Genomic DNA, 21,830 nt, shown 5'->3' on the forward strand with positions numbered 1-21,830 from the left:
CCTAAGGCGAGGCGGAAACGCGTAGTCGATGGGAAGCAGGTTAATATTCCTGCACCAATTGTTACTGCGATGGAGAGACGGAGAAGGCTATGTGCGCCGGGCGTTGGTTGTCCCGGTCCAAGCAGGTAGGCAGGTCCCTTAGGCAAATCCGGGGGATCAATGCCGAGACGTGATGGGGAGCCCCCTATGTGGGGCGAAGGTATTGATGCCATGCTTCCAGGAAAATCTTCTAAGCTTCAGGTAACAATTGACCGTACCGTAAACCGACACAGGTAGGCAGGGTGAGAATCCCAAGGCGCTTGAGAGAACTCGGGTGAAGGAACTAGGCAAAATGGTACCGTAACTTCGGGAGAAGGTACGCCTCTGGCGGTGACGAGACTTGCTCTCTGAGCTTCTGGAGGCCGCAGTGACCAGGTGGCTGCGACTGTTTATTAAAAACACAGCACTCTGCAAACACGTAAGTGGACGTATAGGGTGTGACGCCTGCCCGGTGCCGGAAGGTTAAGTGATGGGGTTAGTCTTCGGACGAAGCTCTTGATCGAAGCCCCGGTAAACGGCGGCCGTAACTATAACGGTCCTAAGGTAGCGAAATTCCTTGTCGGGTAAGTTCCGACCTGCACGAATGGCGTAACGATGGCCACACTGTCTCCACCCGAGACTCAGTGAAATTGAATTCGCCGTGAAGATGCGGCGTACCCGCGGCAAGACGGAAAGACCCCGTGAACCTTTACTATAGCTTCACATTGAACTTCGGTTATTCCTGTGTAGGATAGGTGGGAGGCTTTGAAGCGTGGACGCTAGTCTGCGTGGAGCCAACCTTGAAATACCACCCTGGGGTAACTGGAGTTCTAACCTCGAACCGTTATCCGGTTCAGGAACAATGTGTGGTGGGTAGTTTGACTGGGGCGGTCTCCTCCCAAAGAGTAACGGAGGAGCACGAAGGTACCCTCAGCACGGTCGGACATCGTGCGGTGAGTGCAAAGGCACAAGGGTGCTTGACTGCGAGATCGACGGATCGAGCAGGTACGAAAGTAGGTCTTAGTGATCCGGTGGTTCTGTATGGAAGGGCCATCGCTCAACGGATAAAAGGTACTCCGGGGATAACAGGCTGATACCGCCCAAGAGTTCATATCGACGGCGGTGTTTGGCACCTCGATGTCGGCTCATCACATCCTGGGGCTGTAGCCGGTCCCAAGGGTATGGCTGTTCGCCATTTAAAGTGGTACGCGAGCTGGGTTTAGAACGTCGTGAGACAGTTCGGTCCCTATCTGCCGTGGGCGCTTGAAACTTGAGGAAATCTGCTCCTAGTACGAGAGGACCGGAGTGGACGATCCGCTGGTGTTCCGGTTGTATCGCCAGATGCATTGCCGGGTAGCTACGATCGGCAGGGATAACCGCTGAAAGCATCTAAGCGGGAAGCCCATTCCAAGATTAGGTTTCACTGGACCCTTGAGGTCCCTGTAGGGCCCTGGAAGACGACCAGGTTGATAGGCTGGATGTGGAAGTACAGTAATGTATGAAGCTAACCAGTACTAATTGCCCGTGAGGCTTGGTCATATAACACCAAAGCCAATTGGAGAGTTGTTTACGCTCTCCTTGCGACGACACGACTGACGCTTTTGAACAGATTCCCGATTTAGCTTGCCTGGTGGCAATAGCGGCGTGGACCCACCCGATCCCATCCCGAACTCGGAAGTGAAACGCGCCAGCGCCGATGGTAGTGCGGCATTAGCCGTGCGAGAGTAGGTCACTGCCAGGCATTTATCCGGAAACCCCGGTGCTCCCCGCGAGCGCCGGGGTTTTTTTATGCCCGCACGGCATCCTCAGGGGCTGGCAGTGACCAACGGTCACGCGTGGCCGTCCTCCGCGACAAGGCTTCTTTCGCCTTTGGCTCAAGCCGCCATGCCGCTCCGGACTACGCTGCCAGGCATTTACGCTGTCGCGACCCTTCGGGTCGCGCGATTGTTTGAATTCATTAGCTGATCTTGCGAACTTCGCAACTCTCCTGTGATGGTGGATGTGGCAAGCTAATTGCTGATTCTCAACACTTCATTCCGTGTCCACCCTTCGCTTTGCCATACTTTTGGGCATAACTGTGGCTATCGGGCCGTTTGCGCTCGATACGTATTTGCCTGCATTTCCGGATATCGCCGCGGACCTGGGTGTGGACCTGCCGGCGGTGGGGCGTACGTTGAGTATTTACGTGTTCGCCCTCGGGCTGGCGCAGCTTGTGGCAGGGCCACTTTCCGATCGCTACGGGCGGCGGGTGGTCTTGTTCAGCGGGCTGGCTATCTTTGCCGTCGCCAGTGTGATGGTCGCCCTGTCCGATAGCCTCGGCGCGATGATGCTGTGGCGAATGGCGCAGGCGATTGGCGGGGCGTGTTGTGCGGTGTCCGTGCCGGCGATCGTTCGGGACCGAACCCATGGCCAGGCCTCGGCCAGCCTGTTTTCGCTCATCGGCATCGTGATGCTGGTGGCACCGGCGCTGGCTCCGGCGATCGGGTCGCTATTGCTCTATCAGTTCAGCTGGCCGGCGATTTTCCTGTTTCTGGCGCTTTACGCGTTGGTGGTGGCAGGCACCCTGCAGCGCTTCCTTTTTCGAAATCTGCCTGTCGCGGAAAAGACCCGAACCCCCGCGCGGACACTGGTGACCAACTACGTCCAGGTTGTCACCCACGGCACGACCATGCGTTTTATTGCCATCCAAACCCTGTCCTTCAGCGTGATGCTGGTATTCATCACGCACGCCTCGTTTATCTACCAGGACTGGTTCGGCGTGTCGAATCGGACATTTTCGCTGCTGTTCGCCGCTAATGTCGTCGCGATGGTCGCCGCCAATCTGCTCAATCGTCGACTGCTCCAGTCCTTCCACTCGACCCGGATCCTGCGTGCCGGTTGCATCATTCAGGCCGTTGCCGTGGTTTCCCTGATCGCCGTGCTCGCGACCGGGGGTGGACTCCTGTCCGTTGCGATCTGCCTGGTGGTGACAGGCGGATGTATGGGCGTGATCATCCCAAACAATATTGCCAATGCCCTGGAGTTCTTCCCTAGGCTTGGCGGGACGGCCAGCGCGCTGCTCGGTGCCACGCAGTTTGCGCTGGGCGGGCTGATCAGCGCGCTTTCGACCGTGCTCGTGGGTGCGACCCCCTTGCCCGTCGCACTGGTCATGGCCGCCTGTACGCTTTCGGCGCTCGCCTTTGCACTGGGTGCGCCGCGGGCCATGCGGAACGCCCTGGATATGCAGGCTAGCGAGCGCGAGACCATCGGTCGCGCCGGCTCGTAGGTACTTCCACTGATGGACATGCCACCCCGGCGATCCGGTAAGCTGAAGCTCGATTCCTTACCCATTCGGATATCCCATGCGAGCACTCGCTGCAGCCATCTGCCTGCTGGCCACCCTTGGGGTGCAAGCACAGGCGCCCGCCTCCTTCACCCTGGACAGTCTCGAGGGCGAGTCCTACACCCTGCCGGCCGAGCAGGAAGGCATTGGCATTTATCTCTTCTGGGCCAGTTGGTGCCCTTATTGCCAGGCCCTGATGCCGCATATCCAGAGCCTTCGGGACGAATACGGTGAAGCCATCACCGTTTACGCCCTGAATTTCCGCGACAAGAAGGACCCCGCGCATCTGATCGAGGAAAACGGTTTCGACTTCATTGTCTTCGCGGACGCGGACAAGGTCGCGGAGCAATGGGGTGTTCACGGCACGCCGGGTTTGTTTATCGTGGACCGCTCCGGCGAAGTTCAATTCAACCTCTACGAAGTCGTGGCCGAAAATCCTTCGGGCTACGAAGATCTCGGGCACGCGCAGAAGGCGGCGCGGCGGGCACCCTTCTGGGCTGCGCGGATCCGTGAAGCGCTCGACGGGTTGCCAGGCCTGGGGGAATAAATCCAGGCAACGCCCCGGAGGAGCCCTCGCGACGCCTACGTTTCCTGGCGCGCGGGCACTGCGCCGCTTCGCAGGTCATTGAAGCGATCCGTGTCCAGTTCGCCTTCGCTATTGGCCACAATGCAAGTCACGGTTGCGTCACCGGTGACATTCACCGCGGTCCGAGTCATGTCGAGTAGACGATCCACGCCCAGGATCAGCGCGATACCTTCGGTCGGCAGACCGACCTGGGCCAGCACCCCGGCCAGCAGTATGAGACCGACGCCCGGTACGCCGGCCGCGCCGATCGAGGCCATGACGACCATGAAGATCACCATCAGGTACTGCGTCAGAGACAAATCCACGCCGTAGTACTGGGCGATGAAGCCCACGGCAATGCCCTGCATGATGGCCGTGCCGTCCATATTGATGGTCGCACCCAGCGGGACCGTGAACGAGCTGATCCGGTTACTGGCGCCCAGGCGCTCCTGCACCGCCCTCAATGTGACCGGGATGGTTGCGCCTGAGGAAGCGGTCGAGAAGGCGAAGGCCATCACGTCGCGGAACTGGCGATAGAAGGTGATCGGGCTCAGGCCGGTGAAGGTCTTGAGAAGCAGCGGGTAGACCACGGCCGCGTGGATGATGAGCATGCCCAGCACCAGGAACACGTACTTCAGAACGCCTGCGAAAGTGCCCCAGCCCGTGGTGGCTGCCATACCGGCAATCAATGCGAACACCCCGTAGGGGGCGATCAGCATGACGATGCCGACGAGCTTCATGACCACTTCCATGAAGTCGTTGAAGAATTCGCCGATCCGCTTTCCGGACTCCCCGGCGAAGGACATGGCCAGGCCCAGCAGGATCGAGAAGATGATGATCGGCAGCATATTGCCTTCGGCCATCGCCTGCACCGGGTTGCTCGGCACCAGGTCGATGAGAACCTGTGCAAAGGACGGCGCCTCGGAAATCTCGGGCGTGTCCATGCCCACCGGGCTGGCGCCGACTCCGGTCTGGAACACCATGCCCGCCAGCAGTGCCAGTACGATCGCGATGCAGGTCGTGATCAGGTACAAGCCGATGGCCTTGGAACTGACCCGCCCCAGGCTCTTCGGGTCAGCCAGGGAAGCCACGCCGGAGATGAGCGACACGAACACGATCGGCACGATCAACATGCTGAGAAAGCGCACGAACATCTCGCCAACGACCTCGAAAACGCCGTTAACGAGCCATTTCTGGATCCAGCTTACGTCACCCAGAAAGAGGTTGATGACAAGGCCGGTCCCCAGGCCCAGAACCAGGGCGAATAGAATCTGCGTGCTCAGCTTGTGGTGGTCGAAGCGATATTCCTGGGTCATGCAATCGATTCCGGTATTTCGGGATGCGCAAACTGTAGCGTACCGGAACGGGGGGGTCCACCGTGGTTCGGGCAAACTTGTCGCCCCGGAAATCGCGTAGCGCAGGCAATGGAGGAAGGCCGGTTTCCGCCGCCAGGCGAAAGAAGGGCTTCCGTAATGCCGGTAGCGCGTGATTATCCGGAGCCTCGCACCGCTCGGGTGGCAGTGAGCATGACCGTGCCGGCGCAAATGTGCGAGGTCCCGGATCGGTGTCCGGGACGACGCTTCGCGTCGGCTCAGGGTTTCAGGAGCGGCAAAGCCGGGGCGGTACGGAGAATCCCTTGCTGCCGGTATAATGCGCGGCTCAGATCAAACGTGCCAATCCCATGACTAGCGATAGCCCAGCCGCGCCGACCAACTTCATTCGCAACCGGATCCGAAAGGAACTGGAGGCCGGTCAGTACGATGAAATCGTCACCCGCTTTCCGCCGGAGCCCAACGGCTACCTGCACCTGGGTCACGCCAAGTCCATCGTGCTCAACTTCAGCCTGGCCGAGGAGTTTGGCGGATACACCAACCTGCGCTTCGACGACACCAACCCGGCGAAGGAAGAGCAGCGCTATGCCGACGCCATCAAGGAAGATGTCGCCTGGCTGGGATTCGAGTGGAAGAACGAGTGCTACGCATCGGACTACTTCGAGAAACTGTACGAATATGCCCTGCACCTGATCGACAACGGCCTGGCCTACATCGACGGCCAGGACGCCGATGCCATTCGCGAGCAGCGAGGCACCCTGACCGAGCCGGGCACGCCGAGTCCCGACCGGGATCGCGACCCGGCCGAAAGCCGCGAGCTGTTCGAGCGCATGCGTGCCGGCGAATTCGAAGACGGCGCCTACGTGTTGCGCGCGAAGATCGACATGGCGGCAGCGAATATCAACCTACGCGACCCCGTGATCTATCGCATCCGGCACAAGGCCCATCCGCGTACTGGCGAAACCTGGTGTATCTACCCCAGCTACGACTTCGCCCATGGCCAGTCAGACGCCATCGAGCACATTACCCATTCCCTGTGCACGCTCGAGTTCGAGGATCATCGCCCGCTCTACGACTGGTTGATCGAGCACCTGCCGGTGCCCTCGCGGCCTTATCAGATCGAGTTCTCGCGGCTCAATCTCGACTTCACGGTTCTGTCCAAGCGCAAGCTGACCCGCCTGGTCGACGAGGGCCATGTCGACGGCTGGAACGACCCGCGCCTGCCGACCATCGCCGGTATTCGCCGCCGCGGCTTCACCCCCGAGTCGCTCAGGAATTTCTGCAACGAGATCGGGGTGACAAAGTCCGAGTCGATCATTCCCTTCGGCGCACTGGAACGAAACCTGCGTGACGACCTCAACGTGCGTGCTCCGCGCCGAATGGCGGTTCTGCGTCCGCTCAAGCTGGTCCTGACCAATTTCCCCGAGGGCGAGACCGAGTGGGTCGAGGCCGCCAACCATCCGCAGGACCCGGAGATGGGGACCCGCAAGGTTGCCCTTACCCGCGAGCTCTACATCGAGCAGGACGACTTCATGGAAGAGGCGCCGAAGAAGTTCTTTCGGCTCAAGCCCGGCGGCGAGGTCCGCCTGCGCAATGCCTTCATTATCCAGTGCGACGAAGTGATCAAGGACGAGGCCGGTAACGTGGTCGAGCTGCATTGCAGCTTCGACCCCGAAACGCGATCCGGCCAGCCGGGCGCCGACCGCAAGGTCAAGGGCACCATCCACTGGGTATCGGCCGACCACGCCGTCAAGACCGAAGTGCGCCTCTATGACCGCCTGTTCAAGGTGCCCCATCCGGCCGGCGACAAGGAACGTGACTTCGTCGAGCACCTCAACCCGGATTCGCTCGAGGTACTCGAAGACGCCCGCGTCGAGGCCGGCATCGACGATGCCGGGCCCGGCGAGTTCTTCCAGTTCGAACGCCTGGGCTATTTTGTGCCCGATCCCGAGACGTCGCCGGACAAGCCCGTCCTCAATCGCGCGGTGACCCTGCGCGATACCTGGGCCAAGCTGGAAAAACAACTGCGTTCTCAGGGCGGCTGAATGATGGCGGGCGGGCATCGGCGAGGGTGACCCGCCCGGGCGTCAGAGCGTTTCGCGCTCGTGGCGCACAGCAACTCGTCCGTTTAGATCATTCGAATTTCGGTTATTCGAATTTGTTTGGTACTTGGTACTTGGAATTTGGGATTTTCCGAGCACGGTTATTTTCCCAAACGAGGACGAACTCCGGATTACTCAATGCCAACCCTATAGCGGTTCCGCCAGCCGGCAGCCGCCGAAATCCGGATGCCCGCTGACGAAGTACACGTTGACCGCCGGGTCGGTGTCCAGCGGCGGTTCCAGTGACCACTCGGCGTCGCCGGACGTCGTCATGGCGTAGCCTGCGCCGCTCGGCGCCCAATCGCCGCGCTCATTGCCGGCATCGACCAGTGTGTAGTCGTCTTCCCATCTCTGCCGCTCCAGCCGATAGCTGCGGTCGACCCGCAGGAACAGTTCGAGCGGGCGGCCCTCGCAGGTGCCCGCCAGGTGGGCGCGTACCTTCAGCTGTGGTTTCCGATCTGAATCGGGCAGGTGGATGTAAATCCCGAGATTGCCGGCGGTGAAATGGTGATTGCCGTAGCCCTCGCGTTCGATGCGGATCGAATCGCCCGGCGCTGCAAACAGAGCCTCGAGTTCCTGCGCACGGTTGAAGGCGGAAGTGCTGTCACCGTGGACGATCACCGTCTCGGCTACTTCCAGCCCGCCGGGGGTTTCGGCATAGGTGATGCGGTGGCGGTAACCGGCGGCCTCGAGCTGCTCGCCGAGCGCAATCACCTCGGGGTGATCGGGCTGGTTGGAGAAGATGTGTACGGTAACGACATCGGCCGGCCGCGTGGCGCAGGCGGCCAGGAAGACCGCCAGCGACAACGCGATGAGCCGCCGCGCCATCACTGCTTGCGGCTGTACTCGCGCACGGTTTCGACCAGCACCGACACGTGTTCGGGCGGAACGTCGGGGGTGATGCCGTGGCCCAGGTTGAAGATGTGGCCGGGGCCGCTACCGAAGCTGTCGAGCACACGCTTCGTTTCCTCGGCGATGACCTCGGGGTTGGTCAGCAGCACCGCCGGGTCGAGGTTGCCCTGCAGGGCGACCCGGTCGCCCACGCGCACGCGCGCCTCGGACAGATCCAGCGTCCAGTCCACGCCCAGGCCGGTACAACCGGTCTCGGCCAGTTTTTCGAGATGCTGCCCGCAGCCCTTGCCGAACAGGATCACCGGCGTACCGGGGCAGCTTGCCTTGAGCTTCTCGACGATACGCTGCTGCGAGGCGAGCGAGAACTGCTCGTAGAGCCTCGGCGAGAGCACACCGCCCCAGGAGTCGAACACCATCAGCGCGTCGGCGCCGGCAGCGACCTGGGCGGCCAGGTAATCGGCGGTGGCGTCGGCCAGGTGGTTCATCAGCCGCCCGGCGGCTTCGGGTTCGGCCAGCAGCATTTTCTTGGCCCGTGCGAAGTCCTTGCTGCCCTTGCCCTCGATCATGTAGGTGGCCACAGTCCACGGACTGCCGGCGAAACCGATCAGCGGCGTGTCATCGGACAGTGATTCGCGGATCAGGCGCACCGCATCCATGACGTAGCCGGTATCGTCTTCCGGGTCGGGCATGGGCAGGCCGTCGATGTCGGCTACCGTTCTGACCGGACGCTCGAAGTACGGCCCCTCGCCCGGCTTGAAACCCAGCCCGCGACCCATGACGTGCGGCAGGATCAGGATGTCGGAGAACAGGATCGCGGCGTCAAAGCCGTAGCGCTCGATCGGCTGCAGGGTGACCTCGCAGGCGAGTTCGGGCGTGCCGGCCAGCTTGAGGAAACTGCCCGCCTTCTCGCGGGTGGCGAGGTATTCGGGCAGGTAGCGGCCGGCCTGGCGCATCAGCCAGATGGGAGTGCGCTCGACGGGCTCGCGCCGCAGCGCGCGCATCAGGAGGGAATCGGATCTCGGGGTCATGAACGTTCCAGTATTTCGCGGATGTCGTCCGCCGGACAGGTCTCCACGACGGCCCGCCCGATCTCCTCGAGCAGCACCACGCGAATCCGGTCGGCACGGTTTTTCTTGTCCAGTCGCATCAGGGCCAGCAGACGATCTCGATCGATGTCCTCCGGCAGCGTCGTCGGCAAACCGAGACGATCGAGCAGGTGCACCAGTCTTTCGGAAGTGCCCACCCGCAGCTTGCCCAGCAACTCGCTCAATCGCGCGCCCAGCACCATGCCGATGGCCACCGCTTCGCCGTGACGGTAACGCGTGTAGCCGGTAGCGGTTTCCAGCGCGTGGCCGAAGGTATGGCCGAAGTTCAGCAGGGCCCGCTCGCCGGCTTCGCGTTCGTCGGCGGCTACCACCTCGGCCTTGTGCGTGACCGAGGCGTGTACCGCTTCGAGCAGGGCATCGGGCATACGCCGGCTAAGTGGCTCGGCCCGGCTCTCCAGCCAGGAAAAGAATCGCTCGTCGCGGATCGCGCCGTACTTGACCACCTCGGCCATCCCGGCGCGATAGTCGCGATCGTCCAGGCTGATCAGTGTGTCGATATCGGCCACCACGGCGGCCGGCTGGTGGAAGGCGCCGATCAGGTTCTTGCCGCCGGGATGATTGACGCCGGTCTTGCCGCCCACGGCGGCATCCACCTGCGCCAGCAGGGTGGTGGGCATCTGGACGACGCGGATACCGCGCATGTAGCTGGCCGCGGCAAAGCCGGCCAGGTCGCCGATGACGCCGCCGCCGAGCGCCAGCACCGTCGCATCCCGTTGCGCGCCCATCTCGACCAGCTCGTCGAGCACGCGCTGCCAGTTGGCCACCGTCTTGGCCTCCTCGCCGGCGGGCAGCACCAGTGAGCGCCAGCGCCGATCCTCGTCGAGTACCCGGCCGATGCGATCGAGATAGAGCCCGGCTACGGTTTCGTCGCTGACCACCAGCACACGCCCCTCAAGGTGGCGCTGCCAGATGCTCGACATGGCCAGCAAACCCTGCCCGGCATAGACCGGATAGGTCCCGCCTGCGGTATGAACCTGGGTGACCTTCATGAAGCCCTCGCCTTTTGATGATGGTCGCGCACGCGCCGGGCCACATTGGCCGCCATGGCCGCGGGCGCGATGTCGGCCGAGCGGATGATCAGGTCGGCGCAGGATTCGTAAATCGGGTTTCGCCGCTCGGCCATTTCCACCAGTCGGCGCCGGCGGTCTGGCGCCTGCAGCAGCGGCCGCTGCTTGTCGCGTTCCAGTCGGCGAAGCTGTTGTTCGACGCTGGTTTGCAGGTACACAACCAGGCCGCGCTCGCTCAGTATCTTCCGGTTTCCCTCGTCAAGGACGCTGCCGCCGCCGGTTGCCAGTACCAGGCCGTCGCGCCGGCTCAGCTCGTCGAGCAGGGCCGATTCGCGCTGGCGAAAACCGGATTCTCCTTCGATGTCGAAGATGACGGCCACTTCCACGCCGCAGCGTGCCTGCAGCTCCAGGTCCAGGTCGATGAAGGCCATGCCCAGGCTGCGCGCGAGGCGTCGGCCCACGGTCGTCTTGCCCGAACCCATCGGCCCGACCAGGAAGATGCGATCGGGCGTGTCCTGCGCGGCCTTTTCCGTCATGCCGGAAGCAGGCTGGCGGACCGCCGCTCGGCGATGATCGGAATGTTCGATCGACTGTACATGCAAAGAGGAAACCGCCAGGAACAACCGGGTTTCAATGCTATCACGGCGACACGATTTCGACCCCGTGGCGGACCGCTTCTTCGCGCCCATGTCGCGGCGGTTTGGTACCATGACAGTCCACGCCTCGGATGGACCAGACCGGATCATGCTGCGCTTCTCGATTCTTTTCGTCGTCCTGCTGTTGGGCCTGTTCACCGTGGAGGTGCTGCAGCCCGTCCAGCAGCACGTCATATTGCCGTTCACCGCCGGCATCGCCAAAGTCAGCGTTTTCCTGATCGAGCTGTTCGACAGTGGTGTGGCCTCTTCCGGCAAGGTGATCCAGGACATCGAATCCGGTTTCGCCGTCAGCATCGAGCCGGGCTGCAACGGCGTCGAGGCGCTGATCATCCTGTTCGCTGCCATCTTTGCTTTCCCGGCGCCGTTCAAACACAAGCTAGTCGGGTTCGCGATTGGTTTCGTCGCCATCCAGGCGCTCAACCTGGTGCGGATCATCAGCCTGTTCTATCTCGGCCAGTGGAACATGACCTGGTTCGAATGGTTTCACCTCTACCTCTGGCAGGCGCTGATCATTCTCGATGCCCTGGTGGTGTGGCTGATCTGGCTGCGCAAGCTGCCGCCGCGCGACCTCGGCGGTGGAGACGATGACGGGCCGACACCGGAGCCCGCCCCGTCGTGAAGCGGCTGCTGATCGCCGGCTGCGGTGATCTCGGCATTCGCCTGGCCGGGCGGCTGGATCGCGACCAATGGCAGGTGAGCGGCCTGCGCCGCCGCGTCGAGGCCCTGCCGGAAACCATCATTCCCGTTTCCGCCGATCTGTCCGAGCCCGGAACCCTGGCCGCCGTCGCCGGCGACTGGGATGCCGTGGTCTACCAGGCCACGCCTGATCAGTACGATGAAGCCGGTTATCGACGCGCCTACTTTCAGGGGCTGGCCAACCTCTTCGAGCGGGTCCGCGCCCGCCGGCTGATCTTCGTTTCGAGTACGGCCGTCTACGGCCAGGACGAGGGCGAATGGGTGGACGAGGCCAGCGAGACCGAGCCGGCACGCTTCAACGGCCGCGTCCTGCTCGAGGCCGAAGCGCTTGCCGCGCGATCGGCGCCGGAAGCCGTGGTGGTGCGGTTTTCGGGTATCTACGGGCCCGGCCGCGACTTTCTCGTGCGCAAGGTGGCCGCCGGTGAGGCGAGCTGCCGCGAGAATCCGCCGCAGTGGACCAACCGCATCCATGCCGATGATTGTGCGGGCGTGCTCGCCCACCTGCTCACGCTCGAGGCGCCCGAAACGCTCTACTGCGCCACCGACAGCCGATCGGCACGGCGCTGCGAGGTGCTCGACTGGCTGGCCGGGCAGCTCCATGCCGCGGCCCCGTCGCGCGAGACAGGCAGCGGCGGACAGGGCAAGCGCGTGGCCAATGCCCGCCTGCTCGCCAGCGGCTACCGGCTGATTCATCCCGACTACCGCTCCGGTTACCAGGAGTTGCTGCAATGACCGAATTCATCGACATGACCGGCGCCATGGTCGAAAGATTCCGAAAGGGCTTCGACCGGGCCGTTGAGACCGGCATTCCCGAGCCCACGGCCATGACCCTGGCCACCGTCGACGAGCACGGCCGCCCGGCCGCGCGCACGGTGCTGCTCAAGGACATGGACGAGCACGGCTTTGTCTTCTATACCAATCTCGGTTCACGCAAGGGCCGGCACCTCCAGGCGCATGCCGATGTGTCGCTGGTGTTCTGGTGGCGCGAAACCGCCGAGCAGGTACTAATTGACGGTCATGCCGAGCCGGTCATCGACGCGGAAGCCGACACCTACTTCGCCAGCCGTCCCCGCGGCAGCCAGATCGGCGCCTGGGCCTCGCAGCAGTCGCGGCCGATGGAAAGCCGCGAGGAATTCCTCGAACGCTTCGCGTACTTTGAGAAGAAGTTCGAAGGCCGGGACGTTCCCCGCCCCGAGCACTGGTCGGGTTTCCGCGTCAGACCCCGCCGCGTCGAGTTCTGGTACGGACGGGAGTACCGGTTGCACGAGCGGGTGTGCTTTGAGCTGGTCGAGGGGGAGTGGGAGGAGTCACTGCTCTATCCCTAAGTGGAAGAGCAAATACGAAATTCGAAGCACCAAATCCGAAACAAATTCGAAAACCCAAATACGAAACGCGGCGGTCTGAAGTGTTTTTGTTTCGAATTTCGTGCTTCGTGCTTGTTTCGGATTTCGATATTCGTATTTCGGATTTCAGTGGATCGAGACTCTCCCTTGGCATGGAGTGTCTCTCGAGCTATTTCATCTCCCCTTGCGGCGCCTCTCCATCTCTCTCTCGATCCACTGTTCAGCAAGGCTCTTCCACGGTTCTTCCTCGAGCGAATGCGGCTTGTACAGGCCGGCGGCCTGGCGCTGGCGCTGGGCTTCGTAGAGGATCAGGGCGGTGGCGACCGAGACGTTGAGGCTCTGGGTCATGCCGGCCATGGGGATGAGGATTTCGCCGTCGCATTCGGCCAGGGCCTCGTCGCTGACGCCAAATTTCTCGGTTCCGAGCACGATCGCCGTCGGCTGCGTGTAGTCGGGCTGGCGAAAATCCACGGCCTCGTCTGAAAAGTGGGCCGCGTAAAGGCTGAAGCCCTTCTCTTTCAGCCCTCGGAGGCCCTCCACGGCGTCGTGGTGGCGGTGCAGTTTGACCCAGCGTTGCGCGCCCTGGGCGGTATGGTTGAGCGGCGGGATGCCGCCGGTGGGCGGTACGGCATGGGCTTCCATCACGCCCACGGCATCACAGGTGCGCAGGATGGCGGCTACGTTGTGGGCTTTGTGGACTCGCTCGAGAAAGACGGTCAGATCCGGCTGCCTGCCGGCGGCCACCTGTTCGATACGGGCCTTGCGTTCAGGAGTCATCACGCTATGTTACCCCTCTACTACCGAGTTCGTTGATCAACGATCTCGTTGGTGTGTGCGAGAATCTCTCACCATGACTGACTGGTTCGAACAACTGAGGGCCTGGGTTGCGCCGAGCGACGACGAGCCCATCGATCCCAAACTCATTGCGCGGGCGGCGGCGATCATCATGCTGGAGATGGCCGCCACCGACGAGCAACGCGATGATTCGGAGCTTGCCGTGATCCATCGCGCCATGCAGGACGCCTTCGGTATCGACGAGGCCGAACTGGACGAGCTGATCCGGGATGCCGAAGTCTTGCGCCGCGAGTCGGTCTCGCTTCATGACTTCACCCGCGATCTCAAGGCGCACCTGGACCGCGACGAGCGCGCCCAACTCGTCGAATGGCTGTGGCGCGTAGCCTGGGCGGACGGGCGTGTGGACCGATACGAAGAGCAGTTACTGCGCCGGCTGGCCGACCTGCTGGCCGTGCCTCATCCGGAGTTCATCCGGCGCAAGCATCTGGCCGCCGAGGCGGCCGGGATCAGTCCGTAAAGAACTGCTGCTGGAAGCTGAACTCCTGCGGCGGTCGATTGCTGCCTTCCGGTTGGACGCTGATGGTGAAGGTCAGCGATTCCTCGTCGTGAATGCGAAAGGTGCCGATGTAGTAGACCGCGTCGTCGTCCTCGACTTCCTGTAACTCGATTTCACGCCCCTGGCCGGTGAGGTTGGTCGCGCGGGCGCTGATCCTGGCGTGGGTCGGCGTGTCCATGCTGTCGGCGTTTTCAGCCTTGCGCAGCACGGCGATGTTGAGCATGGCGCGGCTGCCCGAGCGCTGGATGCCGTAGGCGCCGGCAACCTCGGGCGGCAGGGCGTTGGTATTGAGTGCGTTGTAGTGGACGCGATAATTGCCGATATCCTCGGCCTGCTGGGCCGGTGCCGTGGCGGGCGCCAGCAGCAGGGCAAATGCAGTGATGCAAAGGGCTGCAAGCTTGTGTTTCATCATTGGCGCCTTCGTCATTGAACTGCCTTCGATGCTACTCCCGCTCGCAAGGGGCCGGCAAGTGGGGCAATTACTTAGAAAGAATATTGAACCGCCAAGTTCGCCAAGAAAACATTGAAGCCACGGAATGCACGGAAAGACACGGATGAAAGCGCTTTTCCTTCCGTGAATTTCCGTGTTTTCCGTGGTTTAAGTGTTTTGACTCACACTCCCAGCAGGATGATCAAAAACTGGATGACGATGATGGCGATCAGGGGTGAGAGGTCGAAGCCGCCCAGCGGGGGCAGTACGCGGCGGATGGGGGCGAGTACCGGTTCGGTGAGCTGGTAGACCAGCGGCACGATGGGGTGGCGGAAGCCCTGGCCGACCCAGGACAGGATCACACCGACGATGATCAGTACCAGGTAGAGCACCAGCAGCATGCGAATCAGGCGCAGGACCGCCAGCAGCAACAGCACCGGCCATTCCATGGCCCAGCCGCCGAGGGCTGCCAGGATCACCAGCATCACCAGCTCCAGGATGTAGAGCCAGGTGATGCCGGCCAGGCTGACCGGGCCGACGCGCGGGATGATCTTCGACAGCGGTTTGACCAGCGGGTCGGTGACCCGGATCAGGGCCTGGCAGACGGGGTTGTAATAGTCCGCCCGCAGGGCCTCCAGCAGGACGCGCAGCATGAGTGCCGCCAGGTAGAGCTGGAACAGTGTTTCGATCAGGAAGGCGAACGCCTGGCTGGCTGAGCCCATCAGCCTTCTCCCAGTTCGCGGCCGCGCTGGACGGCGACCCGGACGGCTTCATCGACGATCCGCTCGAACTCGTTCTCGGCCAGGCTTTCCAGCGCGGCGGCGGTCGTGCCGCCGGGAGAAGTGACGCGCTTCCTGAGTTCTCCGGCCGGAACGTCGGACTTTGCCATCATGGTGCCGGCGCCGTAAGCGGTCTGCCGGGCGAGCTTTGCCGCTGTTTCTTCGGGCAGGCCGGCGCGCGTGCCGGCGGCGGTGAGCTGCTCGACCAGCGAGAAGAAATAGGCCGGGCCGGAGCCGGAGATGGCCGTGACCACGTCCATCAGCGCTTCGTCGTCGACCCACGCGACTTCCCCGGCGGCCTCGAGTACCTGGCTGGCGCGCTCGCGGTCGATTTCGGTCACGCCCTCGCTGGCCGCCAGTCCGGTCATGCCGGCCTGGTACAGCGCCGGGGTGTTGGGCATCGCGCGCACGATCCGGTCGTGCCCCCCGAGCGCCTTGCGGATGCGCCTGATGGGCATGCCGGCGGCCACGGAAATCACCAGGGTTTCGGCGTCGATGGCGTCAGCCACCGAGGCCAGCACATCGTCCATGACCTGCGGCTTGACGGCCACCACCAGCACGTCGGCGGCCCGCGCCGCCTCGGCGTTGTCGGCGTGCACCGTCACGCCCAGGTCGTCGGCCAGCGACCGGCGCTGCTCCTCGCTGGGGTCGGCCACGTGAATGGCCTCGGCCCGGGTGCCGCCGGCAACCAGGCCGCCAATCAGCGCGCGACCCATGTTGCCGCCGCCGATGAAGGTGATCGTTATGTTGTCCATGGCCTCTATTGTAGAAGGGTGTTGGTGGCGGGTGCCAGTAAGAAAGCCGTTGGCTGGTTGGCTTGTTAGCTTGTTGGCTGGTTCGGCAGCTGCCGAGTGGCGCGGGGCGGCTGCGCCGCGAGGTGAATGGTGGTTGTACCGCCTACCCGTTTGTCACCAGTTCCCTCGCGGTTTTGCCGGCCACCAATGTTTCCGGATGCCGAACAAGCGAACCAGCCAACCAGCCAACGATTTAGTCTCGCGGCCCAAAAAGCGCCGTCCCGATCCGGATCTCCGTCGAGCCCTCGGCGATGGCGGCTTCCAGGTCGGCGGTCATGCCTGCCGAAAGGGTGTCGGCTTCGGGGTATTTCTCCCTGAGCGCTTCGAAAAGCCGTCGCAGCCGGCCGAATACGGCGCGCTGGTCATCGAAGTCCTCGCGCGGGGCGGGGATGGCCATCAGGCCGCGCAGCTCGAGTCGCTCCGAGTCCGCGATCTGCTCGGCCAGTTCGGCGATCTGCTCCGGCGCGCAACCGGCCTTCTGGGATTCGTCGTCGAGATTGACCTGGATGAGCACCTTCAGCGGCGGCAGGTGGTCCGGGCGCTGGTCGGCGAGCCGCCGCACGATCTTGGCGCGGTCGATCGACTCCACCCAGTCGAAATGCGCGGCGATCAGCTTTGTCTTGTTCGACTGGATCGGGCCGATGTAGTGCCACTCGAGCGCCAGGTCGGCCAGCTCCCGGATCTTGCCCACGCCCTCGTCGACGTAGTTTTCGCCGAATGCGCGCTGGCCCAGTTCGTACAGCTCCCGGATCGCCTCGACGGGCTTGCGCTTGCTCACCGCCAGCAGTGCGACCGAGTCGGTGGAGCGGTCGGCGGACCGGCAGGCGGCGTCGATGCGCGCCCGGGTCTGTTCGAGGCGTTCGCGGGCTGTTTTCGGTGCGATTTGATTCATGGCCGAGTTACGCTAAGATCGGTGGGTGTGCTGGAAAGCTGGTTGCGTTTGCAATCGAGACCGGCAGGTCCGTGGCCATTGGCAGGGAGTTATTCATGGATATTACCGAGCTGCTCGCATTTACCGTCAAGAACAAGGCGTCCGACCTGCATATCTCCGCCGGCCTGCCGCCCATGATCCGCGTCGACGGCGACGTTCATCGTATCAACACGCCGGCGATCGAGAACAAGGAAATGGCCGAGCTCATCTACTCGACCATGAACGACCACCAGCGCCGTGACTACGAGGCCAATCTCGAGGTCGACTTTTCCTACAACATACCGGGCCTGGCGCGCTTCCGTGTCAATGCATTTCACCATCACCGCGGCATGGGTTCGGTCTTTCGTGTCATTCCCAACGACATCTGGACGCTCGAAGACCTGGACGCGCCCGCCATCTTCAAGGATATCGTGGAAGTGCCGCGCGGCCTGATCCTGGTCACCGGGCCGACCGGCTCGGGCAAGTCGACCACGCTGGCGGCAATGATGGACTATCTCAACAAGACCGTGCCCGGCCACATCCTCACCATCGAGGATCCGATCGAATTCGTCCACACCTCACAGCGCTGCCTGATCAACCAGCGCGAGGTCCACCGCGACACCCATGGTTTCAACCAGGCCCTGCGTTCGGCGCTGCGCGAAGACCCGGATATCATCCTGGTCGGCGAGTTGCGCGATATGGAAACGGTACGCCTGGCCCTGACCGCCGCCGAAACCGGCCATGTCGTCTTTGCCACGCTGCATACATCCTCGGCGCCGAAGACCATTGACCGAATCATCGACGTCTTCCCCGGCGATGAAAAGCCGGTGGTGCGTTCGATGCTTTCCGAATCCCTCCGGGCCGTCATCTCGCAGACCCTGCTCAAGAAGGTCGGCGGCGGGCGCGTGGCCGCACACGAGATCATGGTGGCTACCTCGGCCATCAAGAACCTGATTCGCGAAGACAAGGTCGCGCAAATGTACTCGGCCATCCAGACCGGGCAGAACGCCGGCATGACCACGCTCGACCAGTCGCTGATCGAGCTGGTGCGCCGCGGCGCGGTCAACAAGCAGGAAGCCGTGCGCAAGGCCCAGAACAAGTCGGCGCTGGCCTGATTCAGCGGCGCGCTTGAACATTAAGGAGACGGTATGAACAGCATCCAGGACTGGCTGCACAAGCTTCACGAATCCAAGGGCTCCGACCTGTTCGTGACCGTGGGCGCACCGCCCTGCATCAAGGTGCACGGCAAGATCAAGCCGCTCACGCGCGAGGCGCTGACCCACGAGATGGTGCACGACATCATCCAGTCGATCATGAACGCCGAACAGAGCGAGGAATTTCGTACCACCAAGGAGTGCCAGTTCGCCGTCTCGCTCGAGGGCGTGGCGCGCTTCCGTGTGTCGGCCTTTCATCAGCGCAACAGTGTCGGCATCGTCTGTCGCCGCATCGAAACCAAGATTCCCAGCTTCGAGGAACTCGACCTGCCCGAATCGCTTTCAGAGCTGGCGATGGTCAAGCGCGGCATCATCATCCTCGTCGGTGCGACCGGGACGGGTAAATCCACCACGCTTGCAGCCATGCTCGGCTATCGAAACATCAACGCATCGGGCCACATCATTACCATCGAAGACCCGATCGAGTTCGTGCACAAGCACCGCAAGAGCCTGGTCACCCAGCGCGAGGTGGGCATTGATACCGATTCCTTCGAGGTCGCGCTGAAGAACACCCTGCGCCAGGCGCCCGATGTCATTCTCATCGGCGAGATCCGCACGCGCGAATCGATGGAGCACGCCATCACCTTCGCCGAGACCGGCCACCTGTGCCTGACGACACTCCACGCCAACAACGCCAACCAGGCGATGGATCGCATCCTGCACTTCTTTCCGGAGGACCGGCACCCGCAGGTCCTGCTCGACCTGAGCTTCAACTTGAAGGGCGTCGTCGCCCAGCAGCTGCTGCCCTCGGTCGACGGCAGCCGCCGTCACGTGGCGCTGGAGATCCTGCTCAATACGCCGCTGATCCAGGAAAAGATCCGCAAGGGCGCCATCGAGGAGATCAAGGACATCATGAAGGACTCGCGCCACCACGGCATGGTGACCTTCGACCAGAGCCTGCTCGAGCTCTACCAGGAAGGCATGGTGACCTACGAGGAGGCGCTGCGACACGCCGACTCGCCCAACGACCTGCGCCTGGCGGTCAAGCTCAGCGAGGGCGGTGACGCCGACTCGCTCTCGGGCAAGATGGGCGATATGAACCTGGTCGACAGCGAGCGATAGGCTGCTCCTTAACACTTAAATGCCCGTTGTAACGGCATTTTCTGGCGCCTTTAACGCAGGATTAACGATTCCGGGCGTATTATTCAAACCGTTGGTGCGACGCGAGCAAGGTTTCAGCACTGACGGTTACGGGGCAATGTGGGCCCGGACGGAGTCGACCCCTCCGTCCGGGCATTTTTTTAACCGCATTTTCGAAAAGGGAACAAATCGGCTGATGCGGATCCTGATCATAGAAGACAACCGCGACATCGCCGCCAATCTGGGCGATTTCCTGTCCGACCACGACCACGAGGTCGACTACGCCTACGACGGCGTCACCGGGCTGCACCTGGCCGTGGTCAATGAATTCGACGCCATCGTCCTCGACCTGGCCCTGCCCGGCATGGACGGGCTCGAAGTCTGCCGCAAGCTCAGGGAAGACGGCCGCAAGGACACGCCGGTGTTGATGCTCACCGCGCGCGACCAGCTTGAGGACAAGCTCACCGGCTTCGAGTCGGGCGCCGACGATTACCTGGTCAAGCCTTTCGAGTTGCGCGAGGTCGAGGCTCGGCTTCAGGTCCTGGCGCGCCGCGGCCAGCGCGTCAAGCCGCGCGAACTCCAGGTGGGCGATCTCGAATTCAACCTCGAAACGCTCACCGTCAAGCGCGCCGACAAGTCCATCGACCTCAACCCCATCGGGCTCAAACTGCTCGAGAAGCTGATGACCGCTTCGCCGGCGGTGGTCACCCGACGCGAGCTCGAACACCACGTCTGGGGCGAAGAACTGCCCGACAGCGACAGCCTTCGTGTTCACATCCACAGCCTGAGGGCGGCCATCGACAAGCCCTTCGGTCAAGCGATGATCCAGACCCGTCACGGCATCGGCTATTGCCTGGTTGAACCGGATGAAGTATCGGCGTCGTCTTAGAAGCCGACTGATCTTCTCGTTTCTGTTGTTCGGCACGCTCCTGAGCGTGCTGTTCGCGGCGGCGGTGTTGCTGGTACAGAGCTGGCTGGTCGATGCGCTCATCTCGCGCACCCTGGCCGACGAAATCGACCAGTACATCGCCGACCTGCGCGAAGACCCCACGCTGGTCGAGCCCTTCTATACCCGCATCGAGGGCTACGTGACCCGCCCCGGGCGCGCCGATATCGTGCCCCAGCCTTTCCGCACCCTGTCCAGCGGGGTGCACGATGTCAGCACCGACGACGGCCAGTACAAGGCGGCGGTGCGCAAGGACGACGACTTCTGGGTGTTTCTGACCTACGACGTCTCCGAGAACCAGGAGCTGGCGCGTCGCCTGCAGATCGCCCTGGCTGCGGCCGTGGTGCTGTTCGTGCTGTTTTCGCTGGCGCTGGGTATCTGGTCGTCGAGCCGCGTCATGGCGCCGGTGACCGAGCTGGCCCGTCGCATCGAGGCGATGGACGAGCATTCGCCGCCCGGCGACCTGGCCCGGCACTTTCCCGACGACGAGGTCGGCCAGCTTGCCGCCGCACTCGACGACTACGCCCATCGCCTCAAGGACCTGGTCGAGCGCGACAAGGCCTTCAACGCCGATGTTTCGCACGAGTTGCGCACGCCGCTGGCGGTCATCTCCGGCGCCACCGAGTTGATGCTGGCCCAGCCCGAACAGGACGAGCGCACGAGAGAGCGCCTGCTGCGTATTGCCCGGGCCGCCCGCCAGTCCACCGACATCACCACGGCCCTGCTGCATCTGGTGCGGACCGAGCGCGACGCCGACGGCGAAGGGCGCGCCCACGACGTCGGCCAGATCGCCCGCCAGGTGATCGGCAACTACGAACCGCTGATCGGCGACCGCGAGCTCGAGCTGGTTGTCGACCAGCGCGAAGCGGTCAACGTGATCGCGCCCGAAGCGGTAATTGCCGTGACCCTGGGCAATCTCATCGGCAACGCCATTCGCTACACCACCGAGGGCGAGGTGCGCGTGCTGGTGGACGCCGGGCAGGTGAGTATTCTCGATAGCGGTCCGGGCATCGCCGAGGAAGAGCTACCGCATGTCTTCGACCGCCACTTCCGCGGCCGCCAGGCCAGCGGCACCAAAGGCTCGGGCCTGGGGCTGTCCATCGTCAAGCGCCTGTGCGATCTCTACGGCTGGCGCATCGAGTTCGCCAACCGCGACAAGGGCGGCTTGGCTGTCACGTTGCGGTTTTTCCCTGACCAGGGGTGACGCGAATTCCGTCGGGGCACCTTTCAGGCGCTGTTGGCTGGTTAGCTCGTTCGCTTGTTGGCTTGTTCGGCAGCCGTCAAGCATTGGGGGCGGCTGCGCCGCGTAGGCCTTTGCGGGTGACGGA

At 63.0% G+C, this 21,830-nt stretch carries 21 protein-coding genes and 2 rRNA genes (1 of these 23 running past the window's edge); 13 read left to right on the forward strand and 10 right to left on the reverse strand.

Translation table 11 applies throughout. The features are described from left to right. The 4 genes from ACDC66_RS00875 to ACDC66_RS00890 form a co-directional block, all read left to right on the forward strand. Positions 1-1,557, forward strand: a 23S ribosomal RNA gene (locus ACDC66_RS00875); it begins 1,336 nt to the left of the window's first position. A gap of 87 nt (positions 1,558-1,644) precedes the next feature. Further along, a 5S ribosomal RNA gene (gene rrf / locus ACDC66_RS00880) occupies positions 1,645-1,759 on the forward strand. Between the two features lie 297 nt (positions 1,760-2,056). Beyond that, complete coding sequence (locus tag ACDC66_RS00885) at positions 2,057-3,283, forward strand: multidrug effflux MFS transporter (protein WP_376694784.1); 1,227 nt, start codon at positions 2,057-2,059, stop codon at positions 3,281-3,283. Positions 3,284-3,359: 76 nt separating this feature from the next. Beyond that, a complete protein-coding gene (locus ACDC66_RS00890) occupies positions 3,360-3,887 on the forward strand; it encodes a TlpA family protein disulfide reductase (RefSeq protein ID WP_376694785.1) in 528 nt (175 codons plus the stop codon). Between the two features lie 35 nt (positions 3,888-3,922). Here ACDC66_RS00890 and ACDC66_RS00895 read toward each other — a convergent pair whose 3' ends face one another. Then, complete coding sequence (locus ACDC66_RS00895) at positions 3,923-5,221, reverse strand: dicarboxylate/amino acid:cation symporter (protein WP_376694786.1); 1,299 nt, start codon at positions 5,219-5,221, stop codon at positions 3,923-3,925. 365 nt (positions 5,222-5,586) lie between these two features. Between ACDC66_RS00895 and ACDC66_RS00900 the strand changes: the two genes are divergently transcribed. Further along, positions 5,587-7,281, forward strand: a complete 1,695-nt coding sequence (locus tag ACDC66_RS00900; RefSeq protein ID WP_376694787.1) for a glutamine--tRNA ligase/YqeY domain fusion protein — start codon at positions 5,587-5,589, stop codon at positions 7,279-7,281. A 204-nt stretch (positions 7,282-7,485) separates the two neighbouring features. Here ACDC66_RS00900 and ACDC66_RS00905 read toward each other — a convergent pair whose 3' ends face one another. Genes ACDC66_RS00905 through aroK form a run of 4 tightly spaced genes read right to left on the reverse strand, consistent with a single transcriptional unit; the run spans position 7,486 to position 10,839 of the window. Further along, positions 7,486-8,166 (reverse strand): putative periplasmic lipoprotein, encoded by a 681-nt coding sequence (locus ACDC66_RS00905; protein ID WP_376694788.1) that lies wholly within the window; start codon positions 8,164-8,166, stop codon positions 7,486-7,488. Next, positions 8,166-9,218, reverse strand: coding sequence for a uroporphyrinogen decarboxylase (gene hemE / locus ACDC66_RS00910; RefSeq protein WP_376694789.1), 1,053 nt, complete (start codon positions 9,216-9,218; stop codon positions 8,166-8,168). The genes ACDC66_RS00905 and hemE overlap by 1 nt, the downstream gene beginning before the upstream one ends. Next, positions 9,215-10,285, reverse strand: coding sequence for a 3-dehydroquinate synthase (aroB, locus tag ACDC66_RS00915; RefSeq protein WP_376694790.1), 1,071 nt, complete (start codon positions 10,283-10,285; stop codon positions 9,215-9,217). The genes hemE and aroB overlap by 4 nt, the downstream gene beginning before the upstream one ends. After that, on the reverse strand, positions 10,282-10,839 hold the full coding sequence (aroK, locus tag ACDC66_RS00920; protein ID WP_376694791.1) for a shikimate kinase AroK: 558 nt from the start codon (positions 10,837-10,839) through the stop codon (positions 10,282-10,284). Before aroK ends, aroB begins: the two co-directional genes overlap by 4 nt. A gap of 208 nt (positions 10,840-11,047) precedes the next feature. Between aroK and xrtH the strand changes: the two genes are divergently transcribed. The 3 genes from xrtH to pdxH are packed head-to-tail and all read left to right on the forward strand — an operon-like array spanning position 11,048 to position 12,980. After that, positions 11,048-11,578, forward strand: a complete 531-nt coding sequence (gene xrtH, locus ACDC66_RS00925; RefSeq protein WP_376695136.1) for an exosortase H — start codon at positions 11,048-11,050, stop codon at positions 11,576-11,578. Further along, positions 11,575-12,387, forward strand: coding sequence for an SDR family oxidoreductase (locus ACDC66_RS00930; RefSeq protein ID WP_376694792.1), 813 nt, complete (start codon positions 11,575-11,577; stop codon positions 12,385-12,387). The genes xrtH and ACDC66_RS00930 overlap by 4 nt, the downstream gene beginning before the upstream one ends. After that, on the forward strand, positions 12,384-12,980 hold the full coding sequence (gene pdxH / locus ACDC66_RS00935) for a pyridoxamine 5'-phosphate oxidase (protein ID WP_376694793.1): 597 nt from the start codon (positions 12,384-12,386) through the stop codon (positions 12,978-12,980). The genes ACDC66_RS00930 and pdxH overlap by 4 nt, the downstream gene beginning before the upstream one ends. Before the next feature lie 192 nt (positions 12,981-13,172). On the opposite strand, the gene trmH is transcribed toward pdxH, so the two are convergent. After that, a complete protein-coding gene (gene trmH / locus ACDC66_RS00940; RefSeq protein ID WP_376695137.1) occupies positions 13,173-13,775 on the reverse strand; it encodes a tRNA (guanosine(18)-2'-O)-methyltransferase TrmH in 603 nt (200 codons plus the stop codon). A gap of 73 nt (positions 13,776-13,848) precedes the next feature. On the opposite strand from trmH, the gene ACDC66_RS00945 reads away from it, so the two are divergent. Next, complete coding sequence (locus tag ACDC66_RS00945; RefSeq protein ID WP_376694794.1) at positions 13,849-14,310, forward strand: tellurite resistance TerB family protein; 462 nt, start codon at positions 13,849-13,851, stop codon at positions 14,308-14,310. Here ACDC66_RS00945 and ACDC66_RS00950 read toward each other — a convergent pair. The 4 genes from ACDC66_RS00950 to ACDC66_RS00965 form a co-directional block, all read right to left on the reverse strand. After that, positions 14,300-14,761 (reverse strand): DUF4426 domain-containing protein, encoded by a 462-nt coding sequence (locus ACDC66_RS00950; protein WP_376694795.1) that lies wholly within the window; start codon positions 14,759-14,761, stop codon positions 14,300-14,302. The two genes, ACDC66_RS00945 and ACDC66_RS00950, sit on opposite strands and share 11 nt — an antisense overlap. A 200-nt stretch (positions 14,762-14,961) precedes the next feature. Beyond that, positions 14,962-15,501: a YggT family protein gene (locus ACDC66_RS00955; protein ID WP_376694796.1), complete on the reverse strand. Its 540-nt coding sequence runs from the start codon at positions 15,499-15,501 to the stop codon at positions 14,962-14,964. Continuing rightward, positions 15,501-16,313, reverse strand: a complete 813-nt coding sequence (gene proC, locus ACDC66_RS00960; protein WP_376694797.1) for a pyrroline-5-carboxylate reductase — start codon at positions 16,311-16,313, stop codon at positions 15,501-15,503. The genes ACDC66_RS00955 and proC overlap by 1 nt, the downstream gene beginning before the upstream one ends. A 232-nt stretch (positions 16,314-16,545) precedes the next feature. Further along, on the reverse strand, positions 16,546-17,244 hold the full coding sequence (locus tag ACDC66_RS00965; RefSeq protein ID WP_376694798.1) for a YggS family pyridoxal phosphate-dependent enzyme: 699 nt from the start codon (positions 17,242-17,244) through the stop codon (positions 16,546-16,548). Positions 17,245-17,339: 95 nt separating this feature from the next. Here ACDC66_RS00965 and ACDC66_RS00970 point away from each other — a divergent pair, with 95 nt between their 5' ends. The 4 genes from ACDC66_RS00970 (at position 17,340) to ACDC66_RS00985 (ending at position 21,706) form a co-directional block, all read left to right on the forward strand. Next, on the forward strand, positions 17,340-18,377 hold the full coding sequence (locus tag ACDC66_RS00970; protein ID WP_376694799.1) for a type IV pilus twitching motility protein PilT: 1,038 nt from the start codon (positions 17,340-17,342) through the stop codon (positions 18,375-18,377). Between the two features lie 33 nt (positions 18,378-18,410). Further along, a complete protein-coding gene (locus tag ACDC66_RS00975) occupies positions 18,411-19,538 on the forward strand; it encodes a PilT/PilU family type 4a pilus ATPase (protein WP_376694800.1) in 1,128 nt (375 codons plus the stop codon). 214 nt (positions 19,539-19,752) lie between these two features. Beyond that, positions 19,753-20,445: a response regulator transcription factor gene (locus ACDC66_RS00980; RefSeq protein WP_376694801.1), complete on the forward strand. Its 693-nt coding sequence runs from the start codon at positions 19,753-19,755 to the stop codon at positions 20,443-20,445. Continuing rightward, a complete protein-coding gene (locus tag ACDC66_RS00985) occupies positions 20,423-21,706 on the forward strand; it encodes a sensor histidine kinase (protein ID WP_376694802.1) in 1,284 nt (427 codons plus the stop codon). Before ACDC66_RS00980 ends, ACDC66_RS00985 begins: the two co-directional genes overlap by 23 nt. Positions 21,707-21,830 lie beyond the last annotated feature (124 nt).

Origin of the sequence: Wenzhouxiangella psychrophila (assembly GCF_042310375.1) — a bacterium.
Classification (GTDB): domain Bacteria; phylum Pseudomonadota; class Gammaproteobacteria; order Xanthomonadales; family Wenzhouxiangellaceae; genus Wenzhouxiangella.